This is a genomic window from Sulfurospirillum sp. hDNRA2 (assembly GCF_024206095.2).
In the GTDB taxonomy this organism is placed as follows: domain Bacteria; phylum Campylobacterota; class Campylobacteria; order Campylobacterales; family Sulfurospirillaceae; genus Sulfurospirillum.
The window spans coordinates 1,021,806-1,046,643 of the sequence record NZ_CP159800.1 but is presented as its reverse complement, the minus strand read 5'-3'; the positions used below and the strand labels follow the sequence as shown (position 1 = coordinate 1,046,643).

Sequence of the window (24,838 nt, the reverse complement as noted above, 5' to 3'; positions counted from 1 at the left end):
TCATAATTATAAAGTTTTTTTAAGAAACAAATACCCGACGATGCCCGAGCAAAAAGAACCGATGAGAATCGCCAGTTTATCGGCCTGAAAAAAAACAGTGCTATCGTTGTACGCTAACGTCGTCACAAATAAGCTCATCGTAAAACCGATTCCCGTCAAAACGGCGACACCGTAGAGTTGTCTAAAATTACTGCCTTCGGGCAATTTGGCCCATTTTAATTTCACGGCAATATAACTAAAGCAAAAAACACCGACTTGCTTGCCGAAGAAAAGCCCGAGTGCAATTCCAAGCGAAACATTCGAAACCAACGTTTGAACGGAAGCACCCTTAAGATCAACGCCGGCATTGACGAAAGCAAACAGAGGTAAAATCAAAAAGGCGACCCAATAATGTAAGTCGTGTTCCAACTCTTTGAGCATCGAAAAACGCTCTCCTTGAGCAGTGTAAGAATAAAGCGGAATCGTAAAAGCTAACACGACGCCGGCAATGGTTGCATGAACGCCCGATTTTAAAACGGCAACCCACAAAACGATACCGACTAAAATATAAGCCGCTTTTTTCACGACGCCCAAACGGTTCATAGTCACTAAAAGCATAATAGCCCCTAAAGCAACCATCATCGACATAAATGAGAGTTTTGAGGTGTAAAAAAGTGCGATAATCACGACAGCTCCCAAATCGTCGATAATCGCAAGTGCCATTAAAAAGATTTTTAAAGAAGGCGGAACGCGAGACCCGAGCAAAGACAAAATGCCTAAAGCAAACGCAATATCCGTCGCGGTCGGAATCGCCCATCCGTTCATTGCAAAGCTATCTCCGTAATTAAAAAGCGTAAAAACGAACGCGGGAGTTAGCATTCCGCCTATCGCGGCAAACAAAGGTAAAGTAATTTGACTTCGAGAAGAGAGTTCTCCCTCTAAAATTTCACGTTTGATTTCCAAGCCGACTAAAAAAAAGAATACCGCCATCAATCCGTCGTTCACCCAAAGTAAAAGCGGTTTGGCTATGCCGAACGAGCCGAAACTGATCTGTAAAGGCGTTTCTAAAAAACGAGAGTAAAAGTCGGTTAAAACGCTATTTTGAAGCAAAAGTGCCGTTAAGGTAACCACAATCAAAAGAATACCCGAAGAGGACTCTTTTTTAATAAATTCTTCTATCGATGTTAACATAAAACCCCCTTTCGTTCGAGTTTTTATAGTAACGAAAAGAAGTAAATAGTTTGTAAATCGCTATTTTCCCAAGCAAAAGCGGCTAAACATTTTATCGAGAATTTCATCGCGTTCGAAAGCGGACGTAATCGAAGAAATCGCTTCGACGGCAGTGTTGATGTGAAATGCGAACAATTCAAGCTGGCCTTCTTTGAGGCGATCAAACGAAGCGACAACCTCTTTGTACGCCGTTTTAACCGCTTCGACTTGACGCGAAGAGGTCAACATAATACTATCTTCGTGTGCACATCGATCCAAAAGCGATTGAAGCGATTGAATCAAAAGATCGGTATCGCGATGAGCGGAGAGCATCAAACACCCTTCCTGTAAGAGTGAACGATCAAATAAAGTGGGTAAATCGCTTTTATTCAAGACATAAATCACGGATTTCGTTGCTTCGTACGTTTGAAGTAAGGTTAACATGTGAAGATCTTCCGAATCACATGTACGGCTATTGTCAAACATCGCAATGACGATTTCAGATTCTTCGATCGCCGCGATCGAACGTTCGATACCGATTTGTTCGATCGTATCGTGGGCTTGGCGAATTCCCGCCGTATCGACGATACGCACCAAGTGCGAACCGACACGAAGCTCCTCTTCGATCGTGTCACGCGTCGTACCGGCAATATCGCTGATAATGGCTCTGTCGTAACTCAAAAGTGCATTCAGAAGTGAACTTTTACCGACGTTCGGTTTACCGACAATGGCTATTTTAAAGCCGCTCATCAGTCCTTTTCGACGTTCGCTACTCTCATAAGTACGGCGCAATTCTTCACTCAAAGCATCTAAACGCAGGCGAATTTTTTGCATCATATCCAGCGGTAAATCTTCTTCGGCATAGTCGATATTGACTTCGATAAAGGCCAACATTTCAACGAGTTGATCTCTCACATGTTCGACAAACTGTTTCAGTTCGCCTTTGAGCTGACGCGTTAATATTTTTGCGGCATCCGTACTTCTCGTTTCGATTAAGGCGGCTATCGCTTCGGCTTCGGACAAATCGATACGACCGTTTAAAAAAGCTCTTTTGGAAAATTCCCCCGGCTGTGCAAGGCGCACGCCTAAGCCTAAGAGCGCGTCAAGAACCATACTTGCGACAATCGAACCGCCGTGACATTGAAACTCGACGACGTCTTCACCCGTAAAACTGTGCGGTGCTTTAAAATAAAGAACGATCGCTTGATCAATCGGTGCACAAGTACTATCGTATAAAAACGATAAAGTCGCATGCCTTGGTATTAGCGTCGTTTGGCGAGAAAGTCGTAGGGCTACGCTTAGGGCATCCGCTCCGCTCACGCGAACAATCGCGATGGAGCCGATACCCGAACTCGTAGCTATCGCAGCTATCGTGTCTATGCGTTTTTCCTGTTAAAATCATTCACGACGATAAACTTACCGCCGTCTTTTCCCGATTTGATACCGACGTATTTTTCGGGAAATTCGGTGCGTAATGCTTCAAGCGCGATTTTAATCAAGACTCCGTCTAAAATCTTCGTTTGACCTTTTCCGCTGTTACGAATACGCTCAATCACCGGTACTAAATACTTCTCAATCATCTCTTCTTGATTTTTCAAAAATTCCGCAATCTCAAGGCGAATATTAAGACCGTACTTTAAATTAATCCAATTGTACAACAAATACGAAAGCGCTTTATAGCGATACCCCTCTTTTCCGATTAAAAGAGCCGCGTCTTCACCGCTAAATTCGATTAAAATCGTCTCTTCGTCGTATTTTGAGACCAAGGGCGTATCCAGCGTAAAACATCCGTACTTAAAAAGATTTTTGATGTTTTGTCGCACTTCGTCTAAAATATCGTTAACTTCGCGTTTTTCCTGATGGAAATTTTGATCGATAACGCTAGACGCTATCGTATGACGCACTTCTCTTAACGGTTTAACTTGCTCAAATTTTGGCTCGTGCGCTACGGGCATCTCTTTTGCGCTTAGCGGTTTCCGCTCGGGTCGCTCTTGTACGCCTTCTTTAAAGGGTTCTTTATTTTTCGTACGATGGCGTCTATTTTTAGAACGTTTTTGAAACTCTTTACGCTCGTCAAAACTTGCATCGCTAGGCGTTTCACCGCCTCTTTGATGCTCTGTAGGTTCTTTGACTTCACGCTCTTCGCGTTCTTTAAAATGAGGCTTATGTGCCCCTTTACGTTGAACTTCGATAATGGCTTTTTTCTTAAAAAGCCCCAAAAATCCGCCTGATCCGTTTTGGATAATGTTGATTTCTAAATCCACTACCGAACACGACAACTCGCCAGCGGCTTTTGAATAAGCCTCTTGAAGTGTTTCAGCTTCGACTCGTATCATTTCTCGACCTTTGGCTCTTCATGTTTTTTAGCAAAAATTCTATTAACGTAAAACTGTTGAACGATCGATGCAAGGTTATTGGTAAACCAATAAAGCGTTAAACCCGCAGGGAACGTGACAAAGAAAAACGTAAAGATAAGCGGTAAAAATTTCATAATTTTTTCTTGCATCGGATCGGTGAAACTCGTCGGCGTAATGCGTTGATGGACGAACATCGTAATACCCATCAAAATCGGAAGAATAAAATAAGGATCCATAACGGCAAGATCGTTAATCCATAAAATCCACTCTGCTCCTTTGAGTTCGATCGCATTTTGTAACACACGATACACGGCAAAGAAGACCGGAATTTGAAGAAGAATCGGCAAACATCCGCCCATCGGATTGGCACCGTGTTTTTTATACAACTCCATCATGTGCATATTCAATTTTTGCTTATCGTCACCGTATTTTTTCTGTAATTCTTTAATTTTCGGAGCAAGCTCTTTGAGCTTGTTCATTGAAACCATGCCTTTATAGGTTAAGGGATACAATACCAAACGTACGATAATCGTCATCGCAACGATAGCCCAACCCCAGTTACCGAAAATGCCGTGCAAGTAAGAGAGTAGCATAAAAAGCGGTTTTGCGATAAACGTAAAAAAGCCGTATTCAACGACATCGGTCAATCCCGGATGAATCGAATGAAGCAATTTGTGGTCTTTAGGACCGATATATCCGCCCAATTTAAAATCGGCTTCGCCTTGAACGAATAAAAGAGGATCTTTGTCTTTACCGATCGTTACGACGCTGTTAAGACCTTTATCGAGGCTGTAAAAAAACGTCGTATAGTATTTATCGGCCGCCGCTACGATTTTAGCCGCGCTAAAATGTAAATCGCTTTTGGCGGAACCGTCGTCAATCGTTTGAATCGTATCGTCTGACTTTTTAATCAATGCACCGTGGAAAGTATAACTGTCGATCGCGACATGCGGACGAAAGCCCGGAGAGATAAAATACTCTTTCGGACTGGAAAGCATTACGTGAATATCGTAATTTCCGTTAGGATAAAACGTTAATGTCTTTGTGACGCTTAAACCGCTAAGTAGTTGCGTCAATACGACCGTAGCACCTTTTTCATCAACTTCTACCGTACTTTTGTCCGTACTGTACGACATAGCAAAAGCATCGTCGTTAAGCGATTTATCTTTAAAACGAATTTCTAAAGGCAACAGGTTTTGAGAAACGTCGATAAGCTGAAAACGCTCGCCTTTATCGTCTTTGTATTTCCCTTCTTGAAGGTACATTTTGGCAATGCGCCCTAAACGATCGATTTGAATTTCATAAGAAGCCGCTTTAATCGTCGCGATGACTTCCGTCGTAGACGTCGCATTGGTCGGAGCGGCCGTTACGTCTTGGCTATTCGTCGTTACGCTCGGTGCCGAGGTAACGACTTTTTGCTCAGCAGCAACAGAAGTATTGGCATCGGTCATCGGAGGATTTTTGGGGATAAAAAAGTGATCGTAGAGTGCAAAAAATAAAAAAGATAAAACGGTGGCGATAATAATACGCACCTGAGGAGTCAGTTTATCTGTCATTGAGATTCCCTTTATTTCAATGTTTTAAAAGCTTTTACGATGTAAAAACTTTGTGTGCCTTTTGGCACGAACCAATAAACAACACGTTGTGAGGAAATCCGTTTTACATGTACAAAAGAAGGAGCGGCAAACACTTTGCGAACGATAGGATAATCGATTCCGCCTACAAAAAGTTGATTGCATTTTAAAATGCGTATAACACTGTACCAAAGTGCTTTGAAAAAATTATTGTACAAAAGCTGTTCTTTCGCGTACTGCGAACATGTCGGATAATACCTACAACTTCCGTAACTAAAAAGCGTCAAAAACTTTTGGTACAGTTTTATAAGCCACAATGTCAAGGATTTCATTCTTTAACACAGTTCAACTTTTTCATAGACCATATTATCCCCTTTTTGAGTGCCTCGTAGGATAATTGGTGTATCTTCTCTTTTGCAACAAAAACATAAACACCGTCGTTCAACGTAGGTTGAATATCTAAAAAAATTGCCCGAAGCCTTCGTTTGGCTAAATTGCGTTTAATAGCATTACCGACTTTTTTACTCGCGGTAAATCCAACCCTTTTTGTCGTATCGTTCAAGTAAAAAACAAGGGCACCTTCGTAGTGCCATTTTTTCCCGTGATTGTAAATATATGAATACTCTCGTGTTTCCTTGAGAGTTTCATACGCCCTTAAGCGGCCAATCTTCTTCTTCCTTTAGCACGACGTGCTGCAATGACTTTACGTCCGCCTTTGGTTTTCATTCTCTCTCTAAAACCGTGTGTACGCTTTTTAGGGGTACTGTGAGGTTGATACGTTCTTTTCATCGAAAGTTTCCTTCTGTAAAAATAATTTAAGGTATGGATTTTACCTTAGCTTTACTTAAAAATTGCATAAGATTCGATTAAGAACTCCAAGATACGCAAGGTTCTAACGAAGTTCCAAGACCTCTTTTCGTAAAGCTTCTTTGTCAATTTTGACTTCACTCGGACTCGTTTGCGGCAACTTTTCTTTGTAAACGATAATCGAAGGAATCATATGATTGGGCAAATGTTTTTTCAACTCGAAAAGAATTTCATTTTTCGGAATTTCCCTTAGAGCACCGTAAACCATGACGATCTCTTCTTCCGTTTTTTCGTTTTCAATGGAAAAAACAGCACATTGTGCTACGCTCGGAAGTTTATCGTAAACGACGCTTTCAATCTCGTAAGGGCTAATACGAAAACCGCTGACTTTAATCATGTCATCTTTACGAGAGACGAAATACAAATACCCCTCTTCGTCTCGATAAACGAAATCACCGCTCGCAACGACGATTTCATCGGTCAAATCGCCCTCAAGGTTTACGATATTTTTCAAAATATCGACGCTTTTATAACGTTTTTGCGTATCTTCTTTGGATTTCCAATAGCCTTTATAAATATAACCGCCTCGATGAATGAGCTCGCCGATTTCTCTAGGCGCACACTCCAAGCCTTGTTCGTTGATTACGTGAATTTCAACGCCCGGAATCGGTTTACCGATGGAATTAGGACGAATTTTAAGTTGTGCCGGATCGAGGTAGGTCGAACGAAATGCTTCGGTTAAACCGTGCATCGAATAAAACTTAGCGTTTTTAAAATGTGCTTCGATGTCGTGGATCATTTTCGGCGTAATTTTACCGCCCGAAGAGGTCACGATGCGCACGTTTTGCAATAATTTGGCATTGGGAATTCGGCTACTATCGTCAAACATTTGGGTAATGTGCGGCGGCATCACCGGTAAAACGGTCACTTTATCGTTGATAAGATGGTTGAAAAAATCGGCCGGAAGAACCAAAGAATGAAGTGCCAAGGTCGCATGATGGTAGATCGAAACGAAAAGTTGATTTAAACCGTAGTCTAAAATAAACGGCAACGTTCCCGAAATGACGTCTTCTTCTTTGAGTTCAAGGTAGTTGGAAACAACGCGTGCACTGTCGATTAAGTTGCGATGGGTAATAACGATACCGCGCGGAAAACCCGTCAAACCGAAACTGTACGTAATCGCCGCATTTTTATAATCGCCGATGTTACATGTATAAGCATCGTTGCAACATTTGTAAATTTCTTCAAACGAAACGATGTCGCGTTCGCTTGCCTCGTAAGTCATAATTTTACCGTTATAGTCGATTGCATCGATATTTTTGATCTTATTTTTATCGGTAACGATGCATGAAATCCCACAATCTTTGATGATGTGCTCGACTTGTTCGGGTTTCAAAAGACGCGAAATGGGTACGAAAATATGCTCGGTTGAAAGCACCGCCAAAACGGCGATAATCTGCTCATAACTTTTGTGCGAATAAATACCGATACGCGAACCGCTCGGTAATTCCAATTCGCTAAAATAACGTGCGACTTGATTAACTTTTTTAAAAAGTTCACCGTAACTGAGTTTTTTAGCACCGTCGATAACGGCGATTTTATCGGGACATACGAGAGCGGCTTTTTCAATAAGCGCACGAATACAATTGATCGACATTTTAACTCCTTGAAGCGGTATCGTTTTGCATGCCAAGCGTCCAAATGGCATACTCGTAATCCATCACGATGTTGGGTATGGCGTGAAGTCCTAATACTTTTTTATAGAAAAACTGCATAATACTCTCCGCCTCTTCATACGAAAGCACTTTGGTGATACCGCCCGTTAAGACGACGGTTTTGAGCTGTTCAAGATGTAGCGTTACGTACAACGGGTGCAAGCGCGAGACTTTATAAAGCACCAAGAAAATGGAGAGCTGCATCAAAATGCGAAGTGCCTTCTCGCTCTCTTCTTCCAAGATATTTTCCGTTACGTTCAAATACGCTAAAAGCTCGTACACAAATTCGTTGTTTTTGGCGGCAAAGATCAGCGTCTCACGTGATTTATAGACGCCCAGTTTTTTAAACACCAAACGATCAAATCCGCTTTCGCTGACGATATTGTCGCGTACCAAATCGCGGCTGTAATGAATATCGGTCGTTGCGCCGCCGATATCCACGACGATGAACGGATTGACCACGTCAAAATTGGCGTCAATCAACGGCAAAGAGCGATTGACGATGTAAGGCGTCGAATAAATTTGATTGGCCGTAATAGCGTAGAGGTGTTTGATGTCCTCTTTTCCGACGATATCGGCTTGGTACAGATTGGTCAAGTATTCTTTCAGCTCACTGCCGTTGACATGTAGCTTTTCAGTAATAATGTTTCCGAGCACTTTAAGTTCTTGAATGTTCTCGCTCAAAAACATTTCGTCTTGTTTTGTGCCGACGTACACGATGTTGTTGTAACGAACATTGCGTAAAAAATCAAACAGCTTTTCGTCAAACACGTTTGCGATACCGTCGATCCCGCCGACGATAATCACGACGTCGATCAGTTCACCGGGAGCTTTGGCTTCGTCGATTTTATGGTACAAAATCGTATCGATGATGTTAATCCCCGAGTTAAACGCTATGTTTTTGGCGAATTTGAGGCTAAACGAATTGGTAAGACCGATAATGAGCGTACTTAAACCGCCGTTAGCGGAAGAGCAAATATAGATGTCTTCTTTTGCGTAGTTGGAAAAAATATCGCCGCATTTATTGAGCAAATCATCAAAAATATCTTTGTTAAAATCGCGAAAATATTGGTTAATACCGCTTTGCTGACACACTTTAAAATAGGTACTACCCACGTCGATCAGTAGTTTACTCATAGCATGGCTCCTATGTCGTGGATAATTTTGTTGATGACTTCCGTTTTACTTTCCGGCAAATTGACTTTAGACTTTTCATACGCAAAACAGCGATCCGGAAGCGGAAGCTTTCCTTTGTCGATGATACGGATATTGCCTTGATCGTCGCGAATCGTAATGACGGCGTTGTGGTTGATAATGTGCGGCGAAAACGGCACATCGATGAGTCCGCTTTTGATAGTGTTAAACACTTTTCGCCACAAGGTATCGGCAGGATCGTTCATGACCGCATCCATTAACGCCCGTACTTCCAACTCAAGATTTTCCTCTTCTTCGGCATCACTCATCACGGGAAGTCCTTTGAGAGTACGAAGCGTATATTTGGTATTAGCGACCGATTGGGCGTTGCACTGCATGGTCGGAATGCCAAAGGCTTCGTCGCGCGTTTTGATGATGATTTTATCGGCTCTGACCATCGCGGCGATGACCGTGTTAGTATTGATCAACTGATCGGAAAGTTCTTTGTTGCGCGGAAACGCACCCATCCACTGATGGTAAACGAGATTGATGATGGCGTCTTGGCTTCCGAACGTATCGGCGTATTCGCGTGCCAATTTTTTCAAGACGTTTGAGGTAATGACGTCTTGCATCATCGAACCGTTTTGCGAGAAACTGACCGAAAAGGATTTGACGCCTTCTTCCAACGATAGAAGCATCTCGATGAGCTGGATCACGATAACGATACACGGCGGAACGAGCGTTGCCGTCAGAGGACCAAACGATTCACGGTTGATCGGCTCATTCAATTTGGAGTACAGAGCACAGACTTTATCGACGTATTTCCAGTACAAGAAGGCTTTATCGAGCGGAAAATTTTTCGAGTAAGGCAACATGTACGTAATCGGTCCGCCCTCGATCTCAAAAATGCCCGATGCCAAAGCGGTTTCCACCAAAAGCCTCGCATCGGGTGTGCCGTGGCGAAGGCTAACTGGTTTGTTAAAGTGTGTGATCATCTTTCTGGTCGTTCGATAACCGTGATTGACGAGCGGATAGCCGTTGAGCATATCCATTTCGTTCTCTTCGGAGAGGCGAAGCATCTTTTGAGCCATCGCATAGTCGTTGAGGCGCGTGTTGCTGTCCACCGTTAAAGGCAGAACGTCGATGTCCGCGCCCATAAACGTTTCGTAGAGTTCAAACATCTTTTTATAAGTCGGAAAACCGCCGCGCGGCTGAACCAAAAGACGATCGCGTTTTTTAAAATGATGCGTGATAAAAAGCTCTTTGGGAGCATTCGCGATAAAGTTTTCGATTTCGGCGAAATCAAACGTGTCGGCGTATTCGTTGCGCGTAATGACGTCGCGCTCTTTTTGCAACAAACTCATGCGCGCTCCTTGACGTATCGCTCTAACTCGTCTAAACCGGTATTGAGATCGACTTGATGGAACACGAGATCGAACCCGTAAGATCGGTATTTGGGGATAATATCGTCTTGTTTAGCTTCACCCACGGCTAAGTTGCCGCCGATCACAAAGATAACGTCTTCACGCAAGTTATACTCGGAGCGCAAAAACTGCAAATCTCTACACCACCCTTCCGCTTCACCGTTGAGCGACGAGATCAACAAAATGTCGGCATCGGTTTCGACTACCGCGTCGATAAACTCTTCCAAAGAAGTATTCACGCCCAGATTGAACACCTCAAACCCTCTTGCTTGTAACGATATATCGATAAGTCGGTTGGCGACCACGTGAATATCGTTGCCGACTACGCCCGTGACAACTTTCATTCTTTTAGCCTAAATTTTGAATAATTTTGTATTTTATCTTAACCTTATTAAAGTATAATTAACACAAATTTCTCGAAAAAGTTTTAGCATGTATCGTATTTTACTCGCGTGTAGCATTTTTCTAGCGGCTTTCGGCACTAACGTATCGGCATGCGGAGGCAGTTGCTTGGAGTGTCATCCCAAACTGCAACCTTATATCGACGATTCCAACCATTTCGTATTAAAAGAGTGCATTACATGTCACAATAAACCCTCCGAAAAAGGGCAATGCGGAAAAGACTGCTTTGATTGCCATTCACGTGAAAACGTTTATGCGCAAAAAGACGTCGGGGCACATCAAGAGCTCAAACTCTGCGGTTCTTGCCATGAAGAAAAAGTCGATTTTACCGTACCGAAGCGTTCACCCATGTCCACTCAAGATAACCTAATACGCCTTTTCAAATAACAAGGAGCTCTTATGAAATTTTACACCGCAGACCTTTGCGATGCCTATCCTAATCACGTTCGCGTTCTCGATCCTCTTTTTAAATCCTACGGCGGACGCAAACGCATCTTTGGTGCTATCGTTACCGTTCAACTCTTTGGCAATAACAAAACGTTAGTCGAACTGCTCAAAAGCGAAGGTGCCGGACGCATAGCCGTCGTCGACGTTCATGCCGCATACACGGCCGTCGTCGGCGATAATTTGATGAAATTCGCGTATGAAAATCACTGGGCAGGAATCGTGATCAACGGTTACGTCCGCGATACTAAAAATACAAAAGAGATCGATGTAGGGCTTTTCGCATTGGGAACATGTCCGAAAAAGACGATGGAACCTCAAGAAGGAAGCTTACATGTAAGCTTCTCGTTCGGCGGCGTAACGTTCAACGAAGGCGACTATCTTTACGCCGATCGCGATGGAATCATCCTAAGCGCTACGCCTTTAGAGCATGCTCAAGACACGCTCTCATAAGGTGTTTCCACTCCAAATCGAAGTGTTTTGCGATAAACGCTTCGGTATGGGGAACCGTGCACAAAGAGCAATCCAAATGCGCAACATTTTCAAAAACCGCGTATCGTCCCTTGCGTGAATCGATCGCACAAGTGCTTTTATACGTTATTCCTTCGCGGCACGCAATACCCTCATCGTTAAACCGAAAATGCGGGCAAGCGCACAAATAACAATTCAGTTTCTCCATCGTATGGCACTTTTGACAATCTCCATACAAAGGGCAAAAATCCGGCTCGTTCAAGCGCATCTTTTCAAACGTAAAATAGTCGATGATCGCTTCTTTGGACATCTTTTGCATCAAAAGTTTAACGATAATCGCGTGATGTTTGTTAGCATGTGCTTCAAACCAATGCAAATAGCTCATAATTTGTCGTTTCCTTGAAAAAAAGACCGTTATATTGAGAATTTTATAGTAAAATTCGCTCAAAGGAATAAGGTTATGAAAAAATACGCGATTATTGTAGCACTTCTCACGTCGCTTTTCGCCAATGACGTCACCGACGACGATAATTTCAAAGAGGAAGATATTCCCAAAATTTTATCGATTATCAAAGACGGCACCAAAGAGCATATTCCGATGCTTTTGGACGACTACACCACACTCGTGGACGTCGTGAGTTTTCAAAACGCGATCGAGTACCGTAACCGCATCAATTCACATAACGAAATGATTCAAACCATCCTGAAAACCGACAAAGGTACGCTCATCAAAACGACGTTTGAGAACAATCGAAGCTATTTGTGTAGCGATGAAGAGATCAAGCAGTTGTTAAAACACGGTGCCGTTTTCGTTTACGTTTTTTACGATCTAAACAACACCGAATTGTTTAAATTTTCCGTTCAATACAAAGATTGCCAACCCTAAAGAAAGTTACATGTAAGGCTTACATGTAACTTTTAAGGCTTACTTTTTTCGAATGACGATTTTGCCTTCTTGGGCATCGATGACGATATTTTCACCCTCATGCAACCGATCTTCCAAAATCAGCTCCGCCAATTTGTCTTCCACTAACTCATACAAAGCACGTTTCAAAGGACGCGCTCCGTAGACCGGATCAAATCCCGCTTCGGCGATCAACGCTTTTGCGGTAGTCGTCAATTCGGCTTTGATCTCTTTGCCGGCGAGTTTAGTTTCGATCTCTTTAAACATAATGCTCACGATCTCTCTCAAGCCGTCTTCGGTGAGCGGATTGAAGATCACAATATCGTCCAAACGATTGAGAAATTCGGGTTTAAAGTAGGCACGAAGCTCTTTCATCACCTCTTCTTGGCGTTTTGAACCCTCAAACTCCATAATTTTGCTACTGGCGATATTGGACGTTAAAATGATGATCGTATTTTTAAAATCGACCGTCACGCCCTTATTGTCCGTCAAACGTCCTTCATCGAGTACCTGAAGCAAGATGTTAAAGACATCCGGATGCGCTTTTTCAATCTCGTCGAATAATACGACGCTGTAAGGTTTTCGTCGTACCGCTTCGGTAAGTTGTCCGCCCTCATCGTAACCGACGTAGCCCGGAGGCGCACCGACCAAACGACTGACCGAATGTTTTTCCATATATTCGCTCATATCAAAACGTATCAGCGCTTTGGTCGTATCGAACAAAAAGTTTGCCAACGCTTTGGCACTTTGCGTTTTACCCACGCCCGTAGGCCCCAAGAAAAGAAAACTGCCGATCGGCTTGTTTTGCTCGCTAAGACCTGCTTTATTACGTTTAATCGCACGACCGATCGCCTTGATCGCTTCGTCTTGCCCGATAACCTCTTTTTGGAGATACGCCTCGACATGTAAGACTTTCGTCTTCTCGCTTTGGAGCATTTTCGTCACCGGAATGCCCGTCCATTTACTGACGATCGTTGCGATCATCTCTTCATCGACGCTGTTTTTAAGCAACGTCCCGCTCTCTTGCATCTTTTCCCATTTAGCCTTAAGCTCGTCCTCTTGTTTTAAGAGTTCAGGTAGCTTACCGTACTCGATCTCGGCGGCTTTGTTAAACTCGCTGCGTTTTTTCGCACTTTCCGCTTCTCGTTTCAAGGCTTCCGCTTGGCTTTTGATGGAAGCGATGTCGTTAAAAACGCTCTTTTCGTTTTCAAACTGTGCATCAAGCGCGTGCATCTTCTCTTTAGCATCGCTAAGCTCTTTTTCAATGGCATGCAAACGCTCGTCGTTCTTTTTGTTTTTTTCCATCAAAAGTGCCTCTTTTTCAACCATCAGCGTACTGATAGAGCGTTTAATACGGCTCAGCTCGGTGGGCTCGCTCTCGATTTGCATTTTAAGTTCTGCCGCGGCTTCGTCGATCAAATCGATCGCTTTATCGGGTAAAAAACGATCGCTAATGTAACGCGAACTTAGCTTTGCCGCCGCGACCAGTGCGGAGTCTTGAATGCTAACGTTATGGTGGGCTTCAAGATGCTCTTTAATACCGCGTAAAATCTGTAACGCTTCGTTGATGCTCGGCTCGTTGACCGTGACCGGTTGGAAACGACGTTGCAGAGCCGCATCTTTTTCAAAATACTTGCGGTACTCTTTTAAGGTCGTCGCACCGATGGTGTGAAGCTCGCCTCTGGCAAGGGCTGGTTTTAAGATATTCGCCGCGTCCATACTGCCTTCACTGGCACCCGCACCGACGATGGTGTGAATTTCGTCGATAAACAAGATAATATTGCCGTTTTTTTTCACTTCGTCGATGACGGCTTTGAGTCGGTCTTCAAACTCGCCGCGGTATTTGGCTCCGGCGATTAACGCACTCATATCAAGCGCGATCACGCTTTTGTTTTGCAAGCTTAAAGGCACGTCGTTGTGCGCGATACGCAAGGCTAATCCCTCGGCAATCGCCGTTTTACCCGTACCGGGTTCGCCGATTAAGATCGGATTGTTTTTCGTCTTACGAATCAAAATCTGCATCATACGACTGATCTCTTCGTCGCGTCCGATCACCGGATCGAGCTTGCCTTCGACAGCCAGTTTGGTCAGATTGATACCGTATTTATCCAAAGACTCTAAAGTATCGTCGGCACTTTGTTTGTCGATCTTTTTACCGCCGCGCAACGCTTCAAGATTCTTTTTAAATTGCAATAGGTCTAAGTATTTGCCCAAAATCTTTTTAAAAGGATCGTTGTCGACGTTTGCCAAAAGCCACGTATCGACCGATAAATAGCTGTCGCCTTTTTGTTTCATTAAGCCTTCGGCTTTTTGAAGCGTCTCGACTAAAGCACGCGAAACGGTGATATTCTCTTTCGTCACCGAAGAAGCCGTCGGTAATTTTTGAATTTCACTTTTGACTTCAAGTTCGATAGCACTCTTATCGATGTTCATTTTAGTAAAGACTTGATTGAGAATCGAAGCCGAATTGGTAATCAATCCCCAAAGTACATGTAAAGGGGTTGCCTCTTGATTTTTCGAATGTAAAGATAGGCTAATAGCGCTTTCTATCGCCTCGCGCATTTGATTGGTAAGTTGTTCAAAAAGTGAGTTCATCGCATCTCCTTTGATTTTTACGCTATTATATAACTTTAGTCTATTGTTGTCAAGTTTATTTAGCACTAAGGCATTATGTATGGCGACTATTTTAGCATTAAATACCGACCTGTCAAACGTTTTAAACCTACCGATCCGCCCTCGGATTTCATAGAAATTTTAGGGAACTTCCACTATAATCAACACTCCAAATATATGCATCTCTTGCTAGGAGTTAAACACACCCTATGAAACATCCATCTTTTGCCGCCCTCGGCTTCATCGCTACGTTTGTAGCCCTCATAACGTTTTTTTCTTCGACACTCTTTGCGGAAACTCCCGAAGGAGAAAAAAGTCGCCTTGCATCGCTTGCCAAATTTACGCGTGTTTTGGCTACGATTGAAAAATACTACGTCGACGACCTTAAAATCGACGATATCGTCACGAAAGCAATCGAAGGACTTTTAACCAACCTTGACGCGCACTCTTCGTATTTAGACGAGAAACATCTTAAAGACCTTAAAATTCAAACCGAAGGCGAATTCGGCGGTTTAGGAATTACCGTCGGTCAAAAAGACGGAGCCTTAACCGTTATCGCTCCGATGGAAGGAACGCCTGCGGATAAAGCAGGAGTCAAAGCCGGAGACATTATCCTAAAAATCAATAAACAATCAACGTTAAATATGACGATTGACGAAGCGGTCAATATCATGAGAGGTAAACCCGGTACCGGTATCGAGCTAACCTTGGTACGCGAAGGCGAGACAAAACCCCTACTGATCTCCATCGTCCGCGATATTATTAAAATCGAATCGGTTTATACCAAAACTGTCGAAAACGAAAACATGCTTTACGTTCGCGTCGTTAACTTCGATAAAAACATCGTAGGCGACGTTCAAGAAGCGATCAACAAAAACAAAAACGTTAAAGGTATTATTTTAGATCTCCGCAACAATCCCGGAGGCCTTCTCAACCAAGCCGTCGGATTGGTAAACCTTTTCGTCGACGAGGGAATCATCGTTTCGCAAAAAGGACGCGTCGAGTCCGAAAACGCCGAATATAAAGCCAACAAAGCCGATATGATTACCAAAAAACCGTTGGTCGTTCTCGTCAACGGCGGAAGTGCCAGTGCCAGCGAAATCGTCAGCGGTGCGTTACAAGACCACAAACGCGCGGTCATCGTCGGTGAAAAAACGTTCGGTAAAGGTAGCGTTCAAGCCATTCTTCCCGTCGTCGATAACGAAGCCATCCGCTTAACCATCGCACGTTATTACCTCCCAAGCGGTCGTACCATTCAAGCCGAAGGCGTCGTGCCGGACATCGTCGTTTATCCCGGCGACGTACCGAATAAAACCAACGAACAGACGATTAAAGAAAAAGATTTGAAAAAACACCTTGAAAGTGAACTTAAAAAAGTAGACGAAAATAAAACAACCGCGGTCGCGGATACGAAAGAGGCAAAAACAAAAGCGAAGGGCGGTAAGGACTCTAAAACAACCAATAAAGAGATCGTAACCCAAGAGAATCTTTACAAAGATTTACAACTCAAAAGTGCCGTTGACATTATCAAGGTACTTTCTATTAAAAAATAAGCGAGGAGCTTTCTGTGAACAAAGGTGCGTTAATATACGAAGGTAAAGGTAAAAAACTTTTTGTAACCGATGACGAAAATCTCTTGATTTCCGAGTTTAAAGACGATTTGACGGCATTTAATGCCGAAAAAAGAGGCAATGAAGCAGGAAAAGGCGCACTCAACTGTAAAATCAGTACGCAGTTGTTTCATCTTTTGGAACAACACGGTATCCAAACGCATTTGGTCAAAACGCTTGACGATACGCACCAATTGATTAAAAAAGTTAAAATTATTCCTATCGAAGTGGTCGTCCGTAACATCGCAACCGGTTCATTGGCAAAACGTCTGGGTATCAAAGACGGTACGGTTCTTCCGTTTACCTTGGTAGAATTTTATTATAAAGACGATGCACTCGGCGATCCTATTATCAACGACGAACATTGTTTATTGCTCAATCTCGTCAAAAGCGAATCGGATCTTGAAGAACTCAAACGTTTGGGTCGCGAAATCAACGCAATCATGAAAAGCTTTTTCGCAGAACGCAAACTCAAACTCGTCGATTTTAAAGTCGAATTTGGCGTCGATCAAGAAGGCACGATTCTCCTTGCCGATGAAATCAGCCCCGATAGCTGTCGCTTCTGGGATATGGATACCAACGAAAAACTCGATAAAGATAGATTTAGACAAGGTCTCGGCAGCGTCAAAGTTGCTTACGAAGAGGTTTTAAAACGTATACTCTCGCACTAAATACTGAAGGAAAACGAAACGATGAAAGTTATTGTCAATATTCAACTGAAAAACGGCGTTCTCGACCCGCAAGGAAAAGCCGTCCATCATGCGCTCGCTTCGCTCAAATTTGACGAAGTCGGCGACGTACGTATCGGAAAGCAGATTATTCTCGAGGTTGCGACCGACGATCAAGCCAAGGCAAAAGAACGCGTAACCGTTATGTGTGAAGAACTCTTAGCCAATACGGTTATCGAAAACTATACGATCGAGTTTCCCGCATGTTAGTCGCCGTCGCGGTATTTCCGGGAACCAACTGTGAAATCGATACGAAATATGCGTTCGAAAAATTAGGTCAAGAAGTTGTTTTGGTTTTTCATAAAGAGGAAAAATTACCCGAGGGAACCGATCTTGTGGTTCTCCCCGGAGGTTTTAGCTACGGCGATTATTTACGAAGTGCGGCTATTGCTAAATTTTCACCGATTATGAAAGCCGTCATCGCGTTTGCCCAACAAGGCGGAAAGGTACTCGGTATCTGTAACGGATTTCAAATGCTAGTCGAAGCGCGTCTTTTACCCGGAGCGATGAAACGTAATGAAAACGTCCATTTTATTTCGCAATTTCATCACTTAAAAGTCGTTCACAACGACAATACCTTTTTACGCCGATGTTCTGTTGGCGAAGTGCTCAACATCCCTATCGCTCACGGTGAGGGAAGTTTTTACATCGATCCGGAAGGGCTCAAAGAACTCTATGCTAAGCATCAAGTTCTCTTAACCTATTGCGATGAAAAAGGCACTCCTCAAAATCCTAACGGTTCGATCGACGCGATTGCGGGCATTTGTAACGAAGCCAAAAACGTTTTCGGTCTTATGCCGCATCCCGAGCGTGCGATTGAAGCGATTTTGGGCTCAGACGACGGCGTCAAAATGCTCCGAGGTTTTCTTGACTAAGCTTATACGAAGTTTTTTACTTCCGTTTATCCTTCTTGCTATCCTCTTCCAAAGCCTTTATGCCGAAGAAGGGGTTTTTGCGGAAACATCGTCACGCTCCAAATCGCTGTTCGTCTCGCTCGAATCCAGCCCGCAAAAAGTCTATATCGGACAAGTTTTTAGCGTTAAAGTTAAAGCCATCGTTGCCAAGAGCAAAGTCGATGCGTTAAGCAACACTTTTTCAGAAGGTTCTAACGTCGTCGTCCTCAATCCTCAAGCGACGTGGGAATCGGCGGGTTCCAATACGTATTATGCGACGTTTCTTTTCAAAGTCACGTCTAAAAATGCTTCCATGCCGCGTTTAAGCGTCTCGTTGATTCAAAATCAAGAAGCCTTAGAGAGCGAAATCATCGGCTTAAGCCTTCCTTCCGTCGTTCAACTCAAAAGCGATCCTCTTTTTTGCAACGTTATCGCCCAATCGTTTAACGTCAATAAGTACAAAACGACGACTTTCGATGCTAAAAACGTCATCGTTGTTTTGGAGATTGAAACAAGCGGTGCGAATCTGCAAGATTTTAAACTCGGCGGTATCGCTAAAAGCGGCATCGATTCGTACTCTCAAACCGCTAACGGCGAGAAGATTTACTATTACGCCATTATCCCCAATTATCAACGCGAATTCGAGTTTACCTATTTTGATCTTCCGAGCAATAAATTTCAAAAAATAACGCTTCCGGTCATCATCGAAAGCGACGAAGTCAGTACCCAACTGGGGCTCAACCCGAAAGAGAGTATTTTCGAGTTTTACAAAACGATCGCTTACGGTGTTTTTGCTTTTGTCTTTTTTGTCATTCTTTTAAAGAAACGACGCTGGTACTATCTGCTTCCCGTTTTAATTTTTACGGCACTGTTTTTCTTGGATAAAAACCCTTTAAATAAAGTCAAACTCAAAGCCAATAGCGCTTTGATGATTTTGCCGACCGAACGCTCCACGGTTTTTTTTACGAACGATAAAATGCTGGACGTCGAAAGGCTCGGCGATCGCGATAATTACATCAAAATCTTACTTCCTGATGGGAAAATAGGATGGACGCAACGTGAAAATATTACCCAGAATTAGAGCTTTTTTCGTTATGATCGAATTCGTCGTGACCGTTTTGATCACGATCGTTTTAATGTATCTGTTTCGAAACCGTACGCACGGCATTCGAAAAACGTGGGCCAATCTTCAAACCTATTTGATCGGATTTAAGATCGTCACCCACGGCGACATTTCGCCTAAGACGACCTTGTTGGTCATGAACCATCAAAGTTTGCTCGACATCGTGACGCTCGAAGCGATTTACCCTAAAAATCTCTGTTGGATCGCTAAAAAAGAGATTGAAGATATCCCGCTTTTTGGGCATATTATCCCGGCACCTCGTATGATTTCGATCGATCGAAAAGATAAACGCTCCATTATCAAAATGCTTAAAGAAGGCAAAGAGCGCGTTAGCGAAGGTCGTGTGCTTGCGATGTTTCCCGAAGGTACACGAGGAAGAGGCGATAAGCTTTTAAAATTCCAAAGCGGAGCCAAAGCATTGGCGGAAAAATTGGACCTTGTCGTACAACCTGCTCTCATCACGGGTGCGCGCTACGTTCTCGACTCGCAAAACTTTATGGCAAACGGCGGAGAAGTCCATGTGCATTTTCTTGATCCCATCGATCCCAAAGCCGACGAGCAATGGTTTGAGAAGATGTACGACGCGATGAATCAAACACTGCAAAGCAATTTAAACCAAGCATGACGTTAAGAGAAACGTCACAAAAGTGGCGTTTTCTTTTTTTATTTTTTGCTACAATAACGCCGTTTTTCGGATTTTTCAAAATACTTTCAAACCTAAAAGTATTTGAAAAAACCCAACAAATACATACATTAACAAAGGAACTACGATGTCAAAACACCCTTTTCAAACCGAAGTGACGCAACTTTTAGACCTGATGATTCACTCGCTCTACTCGAATAAAGAGATCTTTTTGCGTGAGCTTGTCTCCAATGCCTCTGATGCACTCGACAAACTAAACTACCTAACGTTAACAGACGAAAAATATAAGGCTCTTTCTTACGTTCCTCGTATCGATATTGCGATCAATAAAGAAGCCAAAACCCTAACGATCAGCGATACGGGTATCGGTATGAACGAAGAGGACTTGGTCGAAAACCTCGGAACTATCGCTAAAAGCGGTACAAAATCCTTCTTGCAAAACCTTAGCGGCGACAAAAAGAAAGACTCTAGCCTCATCGGTCAATTTGGTGTCGGTTTTTACTCAGCCTTTATGGTGGCAAATAAAATCGAAGTTTTAAGCAAAAAAGCCGGTGAAGAAAAAGCTTACATGTGGAGCAGTGAAGCCGGTGCGGAATATGAAATTGCCGAAACATCCAAAGAGAGCCACGGAACATCCATCACCCTTTACCTCAAAGACGATGAAGATGAATTTTTAGAGTTTTACCGCATTCAAAACGTCATTAAAAAATACTCCAACCACATCCAATTCCCTATTTTTATGGACAAAGAAGTCAAAGAGTATGACGATGAAGGCAAAGAAAAAAGCAGCGAAATCAAAAATGAGCAGATCAACAAAGCGAGCGCACTTTGGACAGTAGCAAAAAGTCAAATCAAACCGGAAGAGTACAAAGACTTTTACCAACAAATCTCTCACGATAGCACCGAACCGCAACTGTGGATTCACACCAAAGCCGAAGGCACGCATGAATACACCACGCTCTTTTACATTCCTTCACAACCGCCGTTCGATCTTTTCCGTATGGACTACAAACCGGGCGTTAAACTCTACGTTAAACGCGTCTTTATTACCGACGATGAAAAAGAACTTTTACCGACTTACTTACGTTTCGTTCGCGGTATCATTGATGCGGAAGACTTACCGCTTAACGTCAGCCGTGAGATTTTACAACAAAACCGAATTTTGGAGACCATCAAAAAAGCTTCGGTTAAAAAAATCTTGAGCGAACTTAAATCACTCAAAGAAAAAGACACCGACAAATACCTTGAATTTTACAAAAACTTCGGTCGCGTCATCAAAGAAGGCTTGTACAATGACTGGGAAAACAAAGAAGCGCTTTTAGAGTTAGTGCTTTTCAAATCGTCTAAACGTGACGGACTTGTCAGCCTTAAAGAGTACAAAGAGAGCATGAAAGAAGATCAAAAAAGCATCTACTATATCACAGGTGAAAATGAAAGAATCCTTCGTAATTCGCCACTGATTGAGCAGTTTAAAGCCAAAGATATTGAAGTCTTGCTTCTTGATGAAGAAGTCGATGCCATCGTCTTCCCAATGGTGGGCGAATACGATAAAACGCCAATTAAACCGGTCAATAACTCCGACATCGACGAAGAGATCAAAGAAGATAAAGCCAAAGTTGAAGAGGATGAAAAAACGTATAAAGAGATTTTAGTCAAAATGAAAGAGATTTTAAAAGACGATGCGAAAGATGTCAAAATTTCAAGTCGTTTGAGTGATTCACCTTCATGCCTTGTGTACGATAAAAACGATCCCGATTTCCAAATGCAACAGATGCTCAAACAGATGGGACAAGACAACCTTCCAGCCGTTAAGCCGATTCTAGAGATCAATCCTGAACATGAGATTTTCAAAAAGTTAAGTGCAAAATCTGATTTGTTAGAGCTTAATGACATCGCATTCTTACTCCTTGACCAAGCAAAACTTCAAGAAGGTATGAAGATCGAAGATACAGCTGCTTTTGCTAAACGTTTGAACCGTTTTATCGCGAAAGCGCTTTAAAACAAACTTTACATGTAAGGATTTTCCTTACATGTAAAAAAGAACGACCCTTACTTCTCCAAGCTACATGAAACCTCCATTTTCATAAAATAGTAAAAGTTAAAAGTAAAGCCCTGACCCCTATATTTTCTCATCAATTAAACAGTAAACTGTTATAATGTCTCGCTCCATAATCTCGCCTCCCACGGCTTTTTATGGAGTTTTAAGCAACTTTTAGACCTTTTCCCCAACTAGCAGTTTGGGTTAAGGTTATGATTTTTGATATGTTCAAAGTAATTAAAGTCTAACAAATCAGTGGAGCCAATAAATTACCCTGCGAGCAATTTATTGGCTCATTTTAAACGTTAAACAAAAAAAAGAGCTAAGCTTTTAACTTTTTACATGTAAAGCGTGATTGCCCTCGCCGCTTCGGGGTACGCATGCGCATATTTTTGAATACCCGCTCCAAAACTCTCCAACATATCTTTTGCTCTTATAAACAGTGCCGTATCATCTTCAATCTTCGCCAATTCAAAAAGATTTTTAATCATCGTTGAAAGCGGACTTTTGTAACTGTTATCTTCCAAAACTGCTTTGGCACGAAACGCTTTATCGGAGAGATACCATGTCTCATTAATGTAGAATTTATGCTCAGCTTCATGGCTGAGTTTTTTTGCCAACTCTAAGTAGTTTGCTTCTTTGGTATGTGCATAACCACGCAATAAAGCTTCAATGACAAAAGCATAATCTTCGAGCAATGCTTCCACTTTCAAACTGCCACCTAAGACAATTTGATGGTATAAAACGCCGTTTACATGTAAGGTTTTTAGAAGCGTATCTAGCACATCTTTTGCTTTCTCACTCTTGCCCGCCTCAAAGAGTGCTGTAACCATTAAAGCGTTCCACGATGTCAAAATCTTCGTGTCGATAAACGGGTAAGCGACCTTTTGACGCACCTCTTTTAAAATAGCAATGGCTTCATCCAAACGGGCAGGTTTTTCGTTATATGTAAGCGTAGGATTGGTGGTTTGATGTTCAAAATTGCCGAACTTTGAAAATAAGGGGTCAGGGCTAAACTTTTAACTTTTTATATGTAAAGTGCAACTGCCCTCACCGCTTCTGGGTATGCGTGCGCATACTTTTGAATGCCAGCTCCAAAACTCTCCAACATATCTTTCGCTCGAATAAAGAGCACCGTATCATCCTCAATTTTTGCGAGTTCAAACAGATTTTTGATCATCGTTGAAAGCGGGCTTTTATAGCTATTATCTTCCAAAACGGCTTTGGCACGAAAGGCTTTATCGGAGAGGTACCATGTGCCTTCTTTGTAGAATTTCTGCTCCGCTTCATGGCTGAGTCTCTTTGCCAGTTCCAAATAATGTGCTTCGTTACTATACGCGTAAGCTCGCAATAATGCCTCAATCAAAAAGGCATAATCTTCCAACAATGCTTCCACTTTCAAACTACCGCCTAAAACCATCTGATGGTACAAAATACCGTTTACATGTAAAGAGTTTAAAAGTGTATCAAGCACGCTTTTTGCTTTTTCAATCTTGTCTGCCTCGAAGAGTGCTGTGACCATTAACGCATTCCACGCGGTCAAAATTTTGGTGTCGATAAACGGATACGCTACCTTTTGACGTTCCGCCTTTAAAATCACAATGGCTTCATCTAAACGGACAGGTTTATCGTTACATGTAAGAGTAGGATTAGTGGTTTGGTGCTCGAAATTCCCAAATTTTGTAATGCCAAAATAGTCCATCACGGCTTTCGTTTCTACTTCACTTAATCCACCGTTTAAAAGTGCTTCTTGGGCTTGTTTAAAACCAAATACAAAGTATTTGCCCTCTTCTCCCTCGGAGTCAGCATCACTCGCACTAAGGTAAAGTCCCTCTTTTAAAAACCGCTCATCCATCGCTTTGATGGTTGTGTCAATAACCTCTTGAAAGTACGGTTTTTGCGTGATTTTAAACACTTTGGCATAGACTTCGATGAGTTCGGCATTCGTATAAAGCATCTTTTCAAAATGGGGAATCACCCAAGCCTCATCGACGCTGTAACGGTAAAAGCCACCCTCAATTTGATCGTTTATGCCTCCTTGTGCCATCGCAAACAGCGCATCTTCGCTCATATACAACGCTTCAAGGTTTTTAGTTTGGGCGTAAATATCTAAAAGCGCATTCCACGTGGACGCATGGGGAAATTTTGGCGCACTTCCGATGCCTTTGGAAACATCATCGTAGCTCGTTTTCACCTTGCTCACAAATGTTTCCAGAACCGTGCCTGCATCAATGTGCTCTTTTTGCTCAAAACTGCGCTCATACTGCTTGATCGCCGCTTCAATGCTCACGGCACTTTTTTGCACCTCTTCGTACGCATCGTCAAACTTTCCTTTGATAAAACTCGTAAGTTCACGAAACCCCATGCGCCCCTGAGCACTTTGCGGCGGCAGATAGGTTCCTGCAAAAATCACTTGTTGCTGTGGTGTCATAATGATGCTCAGCGGCCAACCGCCGGCGCGTTTGGTGAGTAGATAATGCACATCTTGGTAGTATTTATCCAGATCAGGCATCTCTTCACGATCGACTTTGATGCTGACATATGAGTCGTTGAGTAGCTTTGCACTCACCTCGTCCTCAAACGTCTCACGTTCCATCACATGGCACCAATGACAGGTGCTGTACCCGATGGAAAGAAAGATCAGTTTGTTTTCCTCTTTGGCTTTGGCAAGGGCTTTATCGCTCCATGCCATCCAATTCACAGGATTGTGCGCGTGTTGCAACAAATAAGGAGAATCCTCGTGTATCAGCTCGTTCGTGTGCATTTTAGA

At 42.8% G+C, this 24,838-nt stretch carries 25 protein-coding genes; 10 read left to right on the top strand and 15 right to left on the bottom strand.

Annotated features, from left to right (window positions below; genetic code table 11):
* Positions 1-6: 6 nt before the first annotated feature.
* From nhaA to glmS, 11 genes are all read right to left on the bottom strand, one after another.
* The gene (gene nhaA / locus NL930_RS05365; protein ID WP_254375919.1) at positions 7-1,170 is read right to left on the bottom strand and encodes a Na+/H+ antiporter NhaA; all 1,164 of its coding nucleotides are present in this window, start codon (positions 1,168-1,170) and stop codon (positions 7-9) included.
* 60 nt (positions 1,171-1,230) lie between these two features.
* Entirely contained in the window at positions 1,231-2,568 is a 1,338-nt protein-coding gene (mnmE, locus tag NL930_RS05360; RefSeq protein ID WP_254376425.1) for a tRNA uridine-5-carboxymethylaminomethyl(34) synthesis GTPase MnmE, read from the bottom strand.
* Positions 2,565-3,521, bottom strand: coding sequence for a Jag N-terminal domain-containing protein (locus NL930_RS05355; protein ID WP_254376424.1), 957 nt, complete (start codon positions 3,519-3,521; stop codon positions 2,565-2,567). The genes mnmE and NL930_RS05355 overlap by 4 nt, the downstream gene beginning before the upstream one ends.
* Positions 3,521-5,107, bottom strand: a complete 1,587-nt coding sequence (gene yidC, locus NL930_RS05350) for a membrane protein insertase YidC (RefSeq protein WP_254376423.1) — start codon at positions 5,105-5,107, stop codon at positions 3,521-3,523. The genes NL930_RS05355 and yidC overlap by 1 nt, the downstream gene beginning before the upstream one ends.
* A 5-nt stretch (positions 5,108-5,112) precedes the next feature.
* The gene (yidD, locus tag NL930_RS05345; protein ID WP_254375918.1) at positions 5,113-5,451 is read right to left on the bottom strand and encodes a membrane protein insertion efficiency factor YidD; all 339 of its coding nucleotides are present in this window, start codon (positions 5,449-5,451) and stop codon (positions 5,113-5,115) included.
* Complete coding sequence (rnpA, locus tag NL930_RS05340; protein WP_060825722.1) at positions 5,448-5,786, bottom strand: ribonuclease P protein component; 339 nt, start codon at positions 5,784-5,786, stop codon at positions 5,448-5,450. The genes yidD and rnpA overlap by 4 nt, the downstream gene beginning before the upstream one ends.
* Positions 5,774-5,908 (bottom strand): 50S ribosomal protein L34, encoded by a 135-nt coding sequence (gene rpmH / locus NL930_RS05335; protein ID WP_039672720.1) that lies wholly within the window; start codon positions 5,906-5,908, stop codon positions 5,774-5,776. Before rpmH ends, rnpA begins: the two co-directional genes overlap by 13 nt.
* Positions 5,909-6,011: 103 nt before the next feature.
* Positions 6,012-7,583, bottom strand: a complete 1,572-nt coding sequence (locus tag NL930_RS05330; RefSeq protein ID WP_254375917.1) for an AMP-binding protein — start codon at positions 7,581-7,583, stop codon at positions 6,012-6,014.
* Position 7,584: 1 nt separating this feature from the next.
* Positions 7,585-8,778 carry a glutamate mutase L gene (locus tag NL930_RS05325; protein WP_254375916.1) on the bottom strand — a complete coding sequence of 398 codons (1,194 nt, stop codon included), beginning with the start codon at positions 8,776-8,778 and terminating at the stop codon, positions 7,585-7,587.
* Positions 8,775-10,139, bottom strand: a complete 1,365-nt coding sequence (locus NL930_RS05320) for a methylaspartate mutase (protein ID WP_254375915.1) — start codon at positions 10,137-10,139, stop codon at positions 8,775-8,777. Before NL930_RS05320 ends, NL930_RS05325 begins: the two co-directional genes overlap by 4 nt.
* Positions 10,136-10,543 carry a methylaspartate mutase subunit S gene (glmS, locus tag NL930_RS05315; RefSeq protein ID WP_039672727.1) on the bottom strand — a complete coding sequence of 136 codons (408 nt, stop codon included), beginning with the start codon at positions 10,541-10,543 and terminating at the stop codon, positions 10,136-10,138. Before glmS ends, NL930_RS05320 begins: the two co-directional genes overlap by 4 nt.
* 88 nt (positions 10,544-10,631) lie before the next feature.
* Here glmS and NL930_RS05310 point away from each other — a divergent pair, with 88 nt between their 5' ends.
* Complete coding sequence (locus NL930_RS05310) at positions 10,632-10,988, top strand: hypothetical protein (RefSeq protein ID WP_039672729.1); 357 nt, start codon at positions 10,632-10,634, stop codon at positions 10,986-10,988.
* Positions 10,989-11,000: 12 nt separating this feature from the next.
* The gene (rraA, locus tag NL930_RS05305) at positions 11,001-11,498 is read left to right on the top strand and encodes a ribonuclease E activity regulator RraA (protein ID WP_254375914.1); all 498 of its coding nucleotides are present in this window, start codon (positions 11,001-11,003) and stop codon (positions 11,496-11,498) included.
* On the opposite strand, the gene NL930_RS05300 is transcribed toward rraA, so the two are convergent.
* Entirely contained in the window at positions 11,461-11,901 is a 441-nt protein-coding gene (locus NL930_RS05300) for a hypothetical protein (RefSeq protein ID WP_060825717.1), read from the bottom strand. The two genes, rraA and NL930_RS05300, sit on opposite strands and share 38 nt — an antisense overlap.
* A gap of 75 nt (positions 11,902-11,976) precedes the next feature.
* Here NL930_RS05300 and NL930_RS05295 point away from each other — a divergent pair, with 75 nt between their 5' ends.
* On the top strand, positions 11,977-12,402 hold the full coding sequence (locus NL930_RS05295; protein WP_039672735.1) for a hypothetical protein: 426 nt from the start codon (positions 11,977-11,979) through the stop codon (positions 12,400-12,402).
* Positions 12,403-12,441: 39 nt separating this feature from the next.
* Here the strand turns inward: NL930_RS05295 and NL930_RS05290 are convergent, their stop codons facing one another.
* Complete coding sequence (locus tag NL930_RS05290; RefSeq protein ID WP_254375913.1) at positions 12,442-15,015, bottom strand: ATP-dependent Clp protease ATP-binding subunit; 2,574 nt, start codon at positions 15,013-15,015, stop codon at positions 12,442-12,444.
* 227 nt (positions 15,016-15,242) lie between these two features.
* On the opposite strand from NL930_RS05290, the gene NL930_RS05285 reads away from it, so the two are divergent.
* The 7 genes from NL930_RS05285 to htpG all read left to right on the top strand — a co-directional run bounded on the left by NL930_RS05285 (position 15,243) and on the right by htpG (position 22,029).
* Positions 15,243-16,586, top strand: a complete 1,344-nt coding sequence (locus NL930_RS05285) for a S41 family peptidase (RefSeq protein ID WP_254375912.1) — start codon at positions 15,243-15,245, stop codon at positions 16,584-16,586.
* 14 nt (positions 16,587-16,600) lie between these two features.
* On the top strand, positions 16,601-17,314 hold the full coding sequence (purC, locus tag NL930_RS05280) for a phosphoribosylaminoimidazolesuccinocarboxamide synthase (RefSeq protein ID WP_039672741.1): 714 nt from the start codon (positions 16,601-16,603) through the stop codon (positions 17,312-17,314).
* A gap of 21 nt (positions 17,315-17,335) precedes the next feature.
* A complete protein-coding gene (gene purS / locus NL930_RS05275; protein ID WP_060825714.1) occupies positions 17,336-17,581 on the top strand; it encodes a phosphoribosylformylglycinamidine synthase subunit PurS in 246 nt (81 codons plus the stop codon).
* Positions 17,575-18,246: a phosphoribosylformylglycinamidine synthase subunit PurQ gene (purQ, locus tag NL930_RS05270; RefSeq protein WP_039672745.1), complete on the top strand. Its 672-nt coding sequence runs from the start codon at positions 17,575-17,577 to the stop codon at positions 18,244-18,246. The genes purS and purQ overlap by 7 nt, the downstream gene beginning before the upstream one ends.
* Positions 18,239-19,345: a hypothetical protein gene (locus tag NL930_RS05265; protein ID WP_254375911.1), complete on the top strand. Its 1,107-nt coding sequence runs from the start codon at positions 18,239-18,241 to the stop codon at positions 19,343-19,345. The genes purQ and NL930_RS05265 overlap by 8 nt, the downstream gene beginning before the upstream one ends.
* Positions 19,323-20,012: a 1-acyl-sn-glycerol-3-phosphate acyltransferase gene (locus NL930_RS05260; RefSeq protein ID WP_060825712.1), complete on the top strand. Its 690-nt coding sequence runs from the start codon at positions 19,323-19,325 to the stop codon at positions 20,010-20,012. The genes NL930_RS05265 and NL930_RS05260 overlap by 23 nt, the downstream gene beginning before the upstream one ends.
* Before the next feature lie 145 nt (positions 20,013-20,157).
* Positions 20,158-22,029 (top strand): molecular chaperone HtpG, encoded by a 1,872-nt coding sequence (gene htpG, locus NL930_RS05255; protein ID WP_254375910.1) that lies wholly within the window; start codon positions 20,158-20,160, stop codon positions 22,027-22,029.
* Between the two features lie 377 nt (positions 22,030-22,406).
* Here htpG and NL930_RS05250 read toward each other — a convergent pair whose 3' ends face one another.
* Both NL930_RS05250 and NL930_RS05245 read right to left on the bottom strand, forming a co-directional pair.
* On the bottom strand, positions 22,407-22,994 hold the full coding sequence (locus NL930_RS05250; RefSeq protein WP_254375909.1) for a hypothetical protein: 588 nt from the start codon (positions 22,992-22,994) through the stop codon (positions 22,407-22,409).
* 101 nt (positions 22,995-23,095) lie between these two features.
* Positions 23,096-24,832: a thioredoxin domain-containing protein gene (locus NL930_RS05245; protein WP_254375908.1), complete on the bottom strand. Its 1,737-nt coding sequence runs from the start codon at positions 24,830-24,832 to the stop codon at positions 23,096-23,098.
* Positions 24,833-24,838 lie beyond the last annotated feature (6 nt).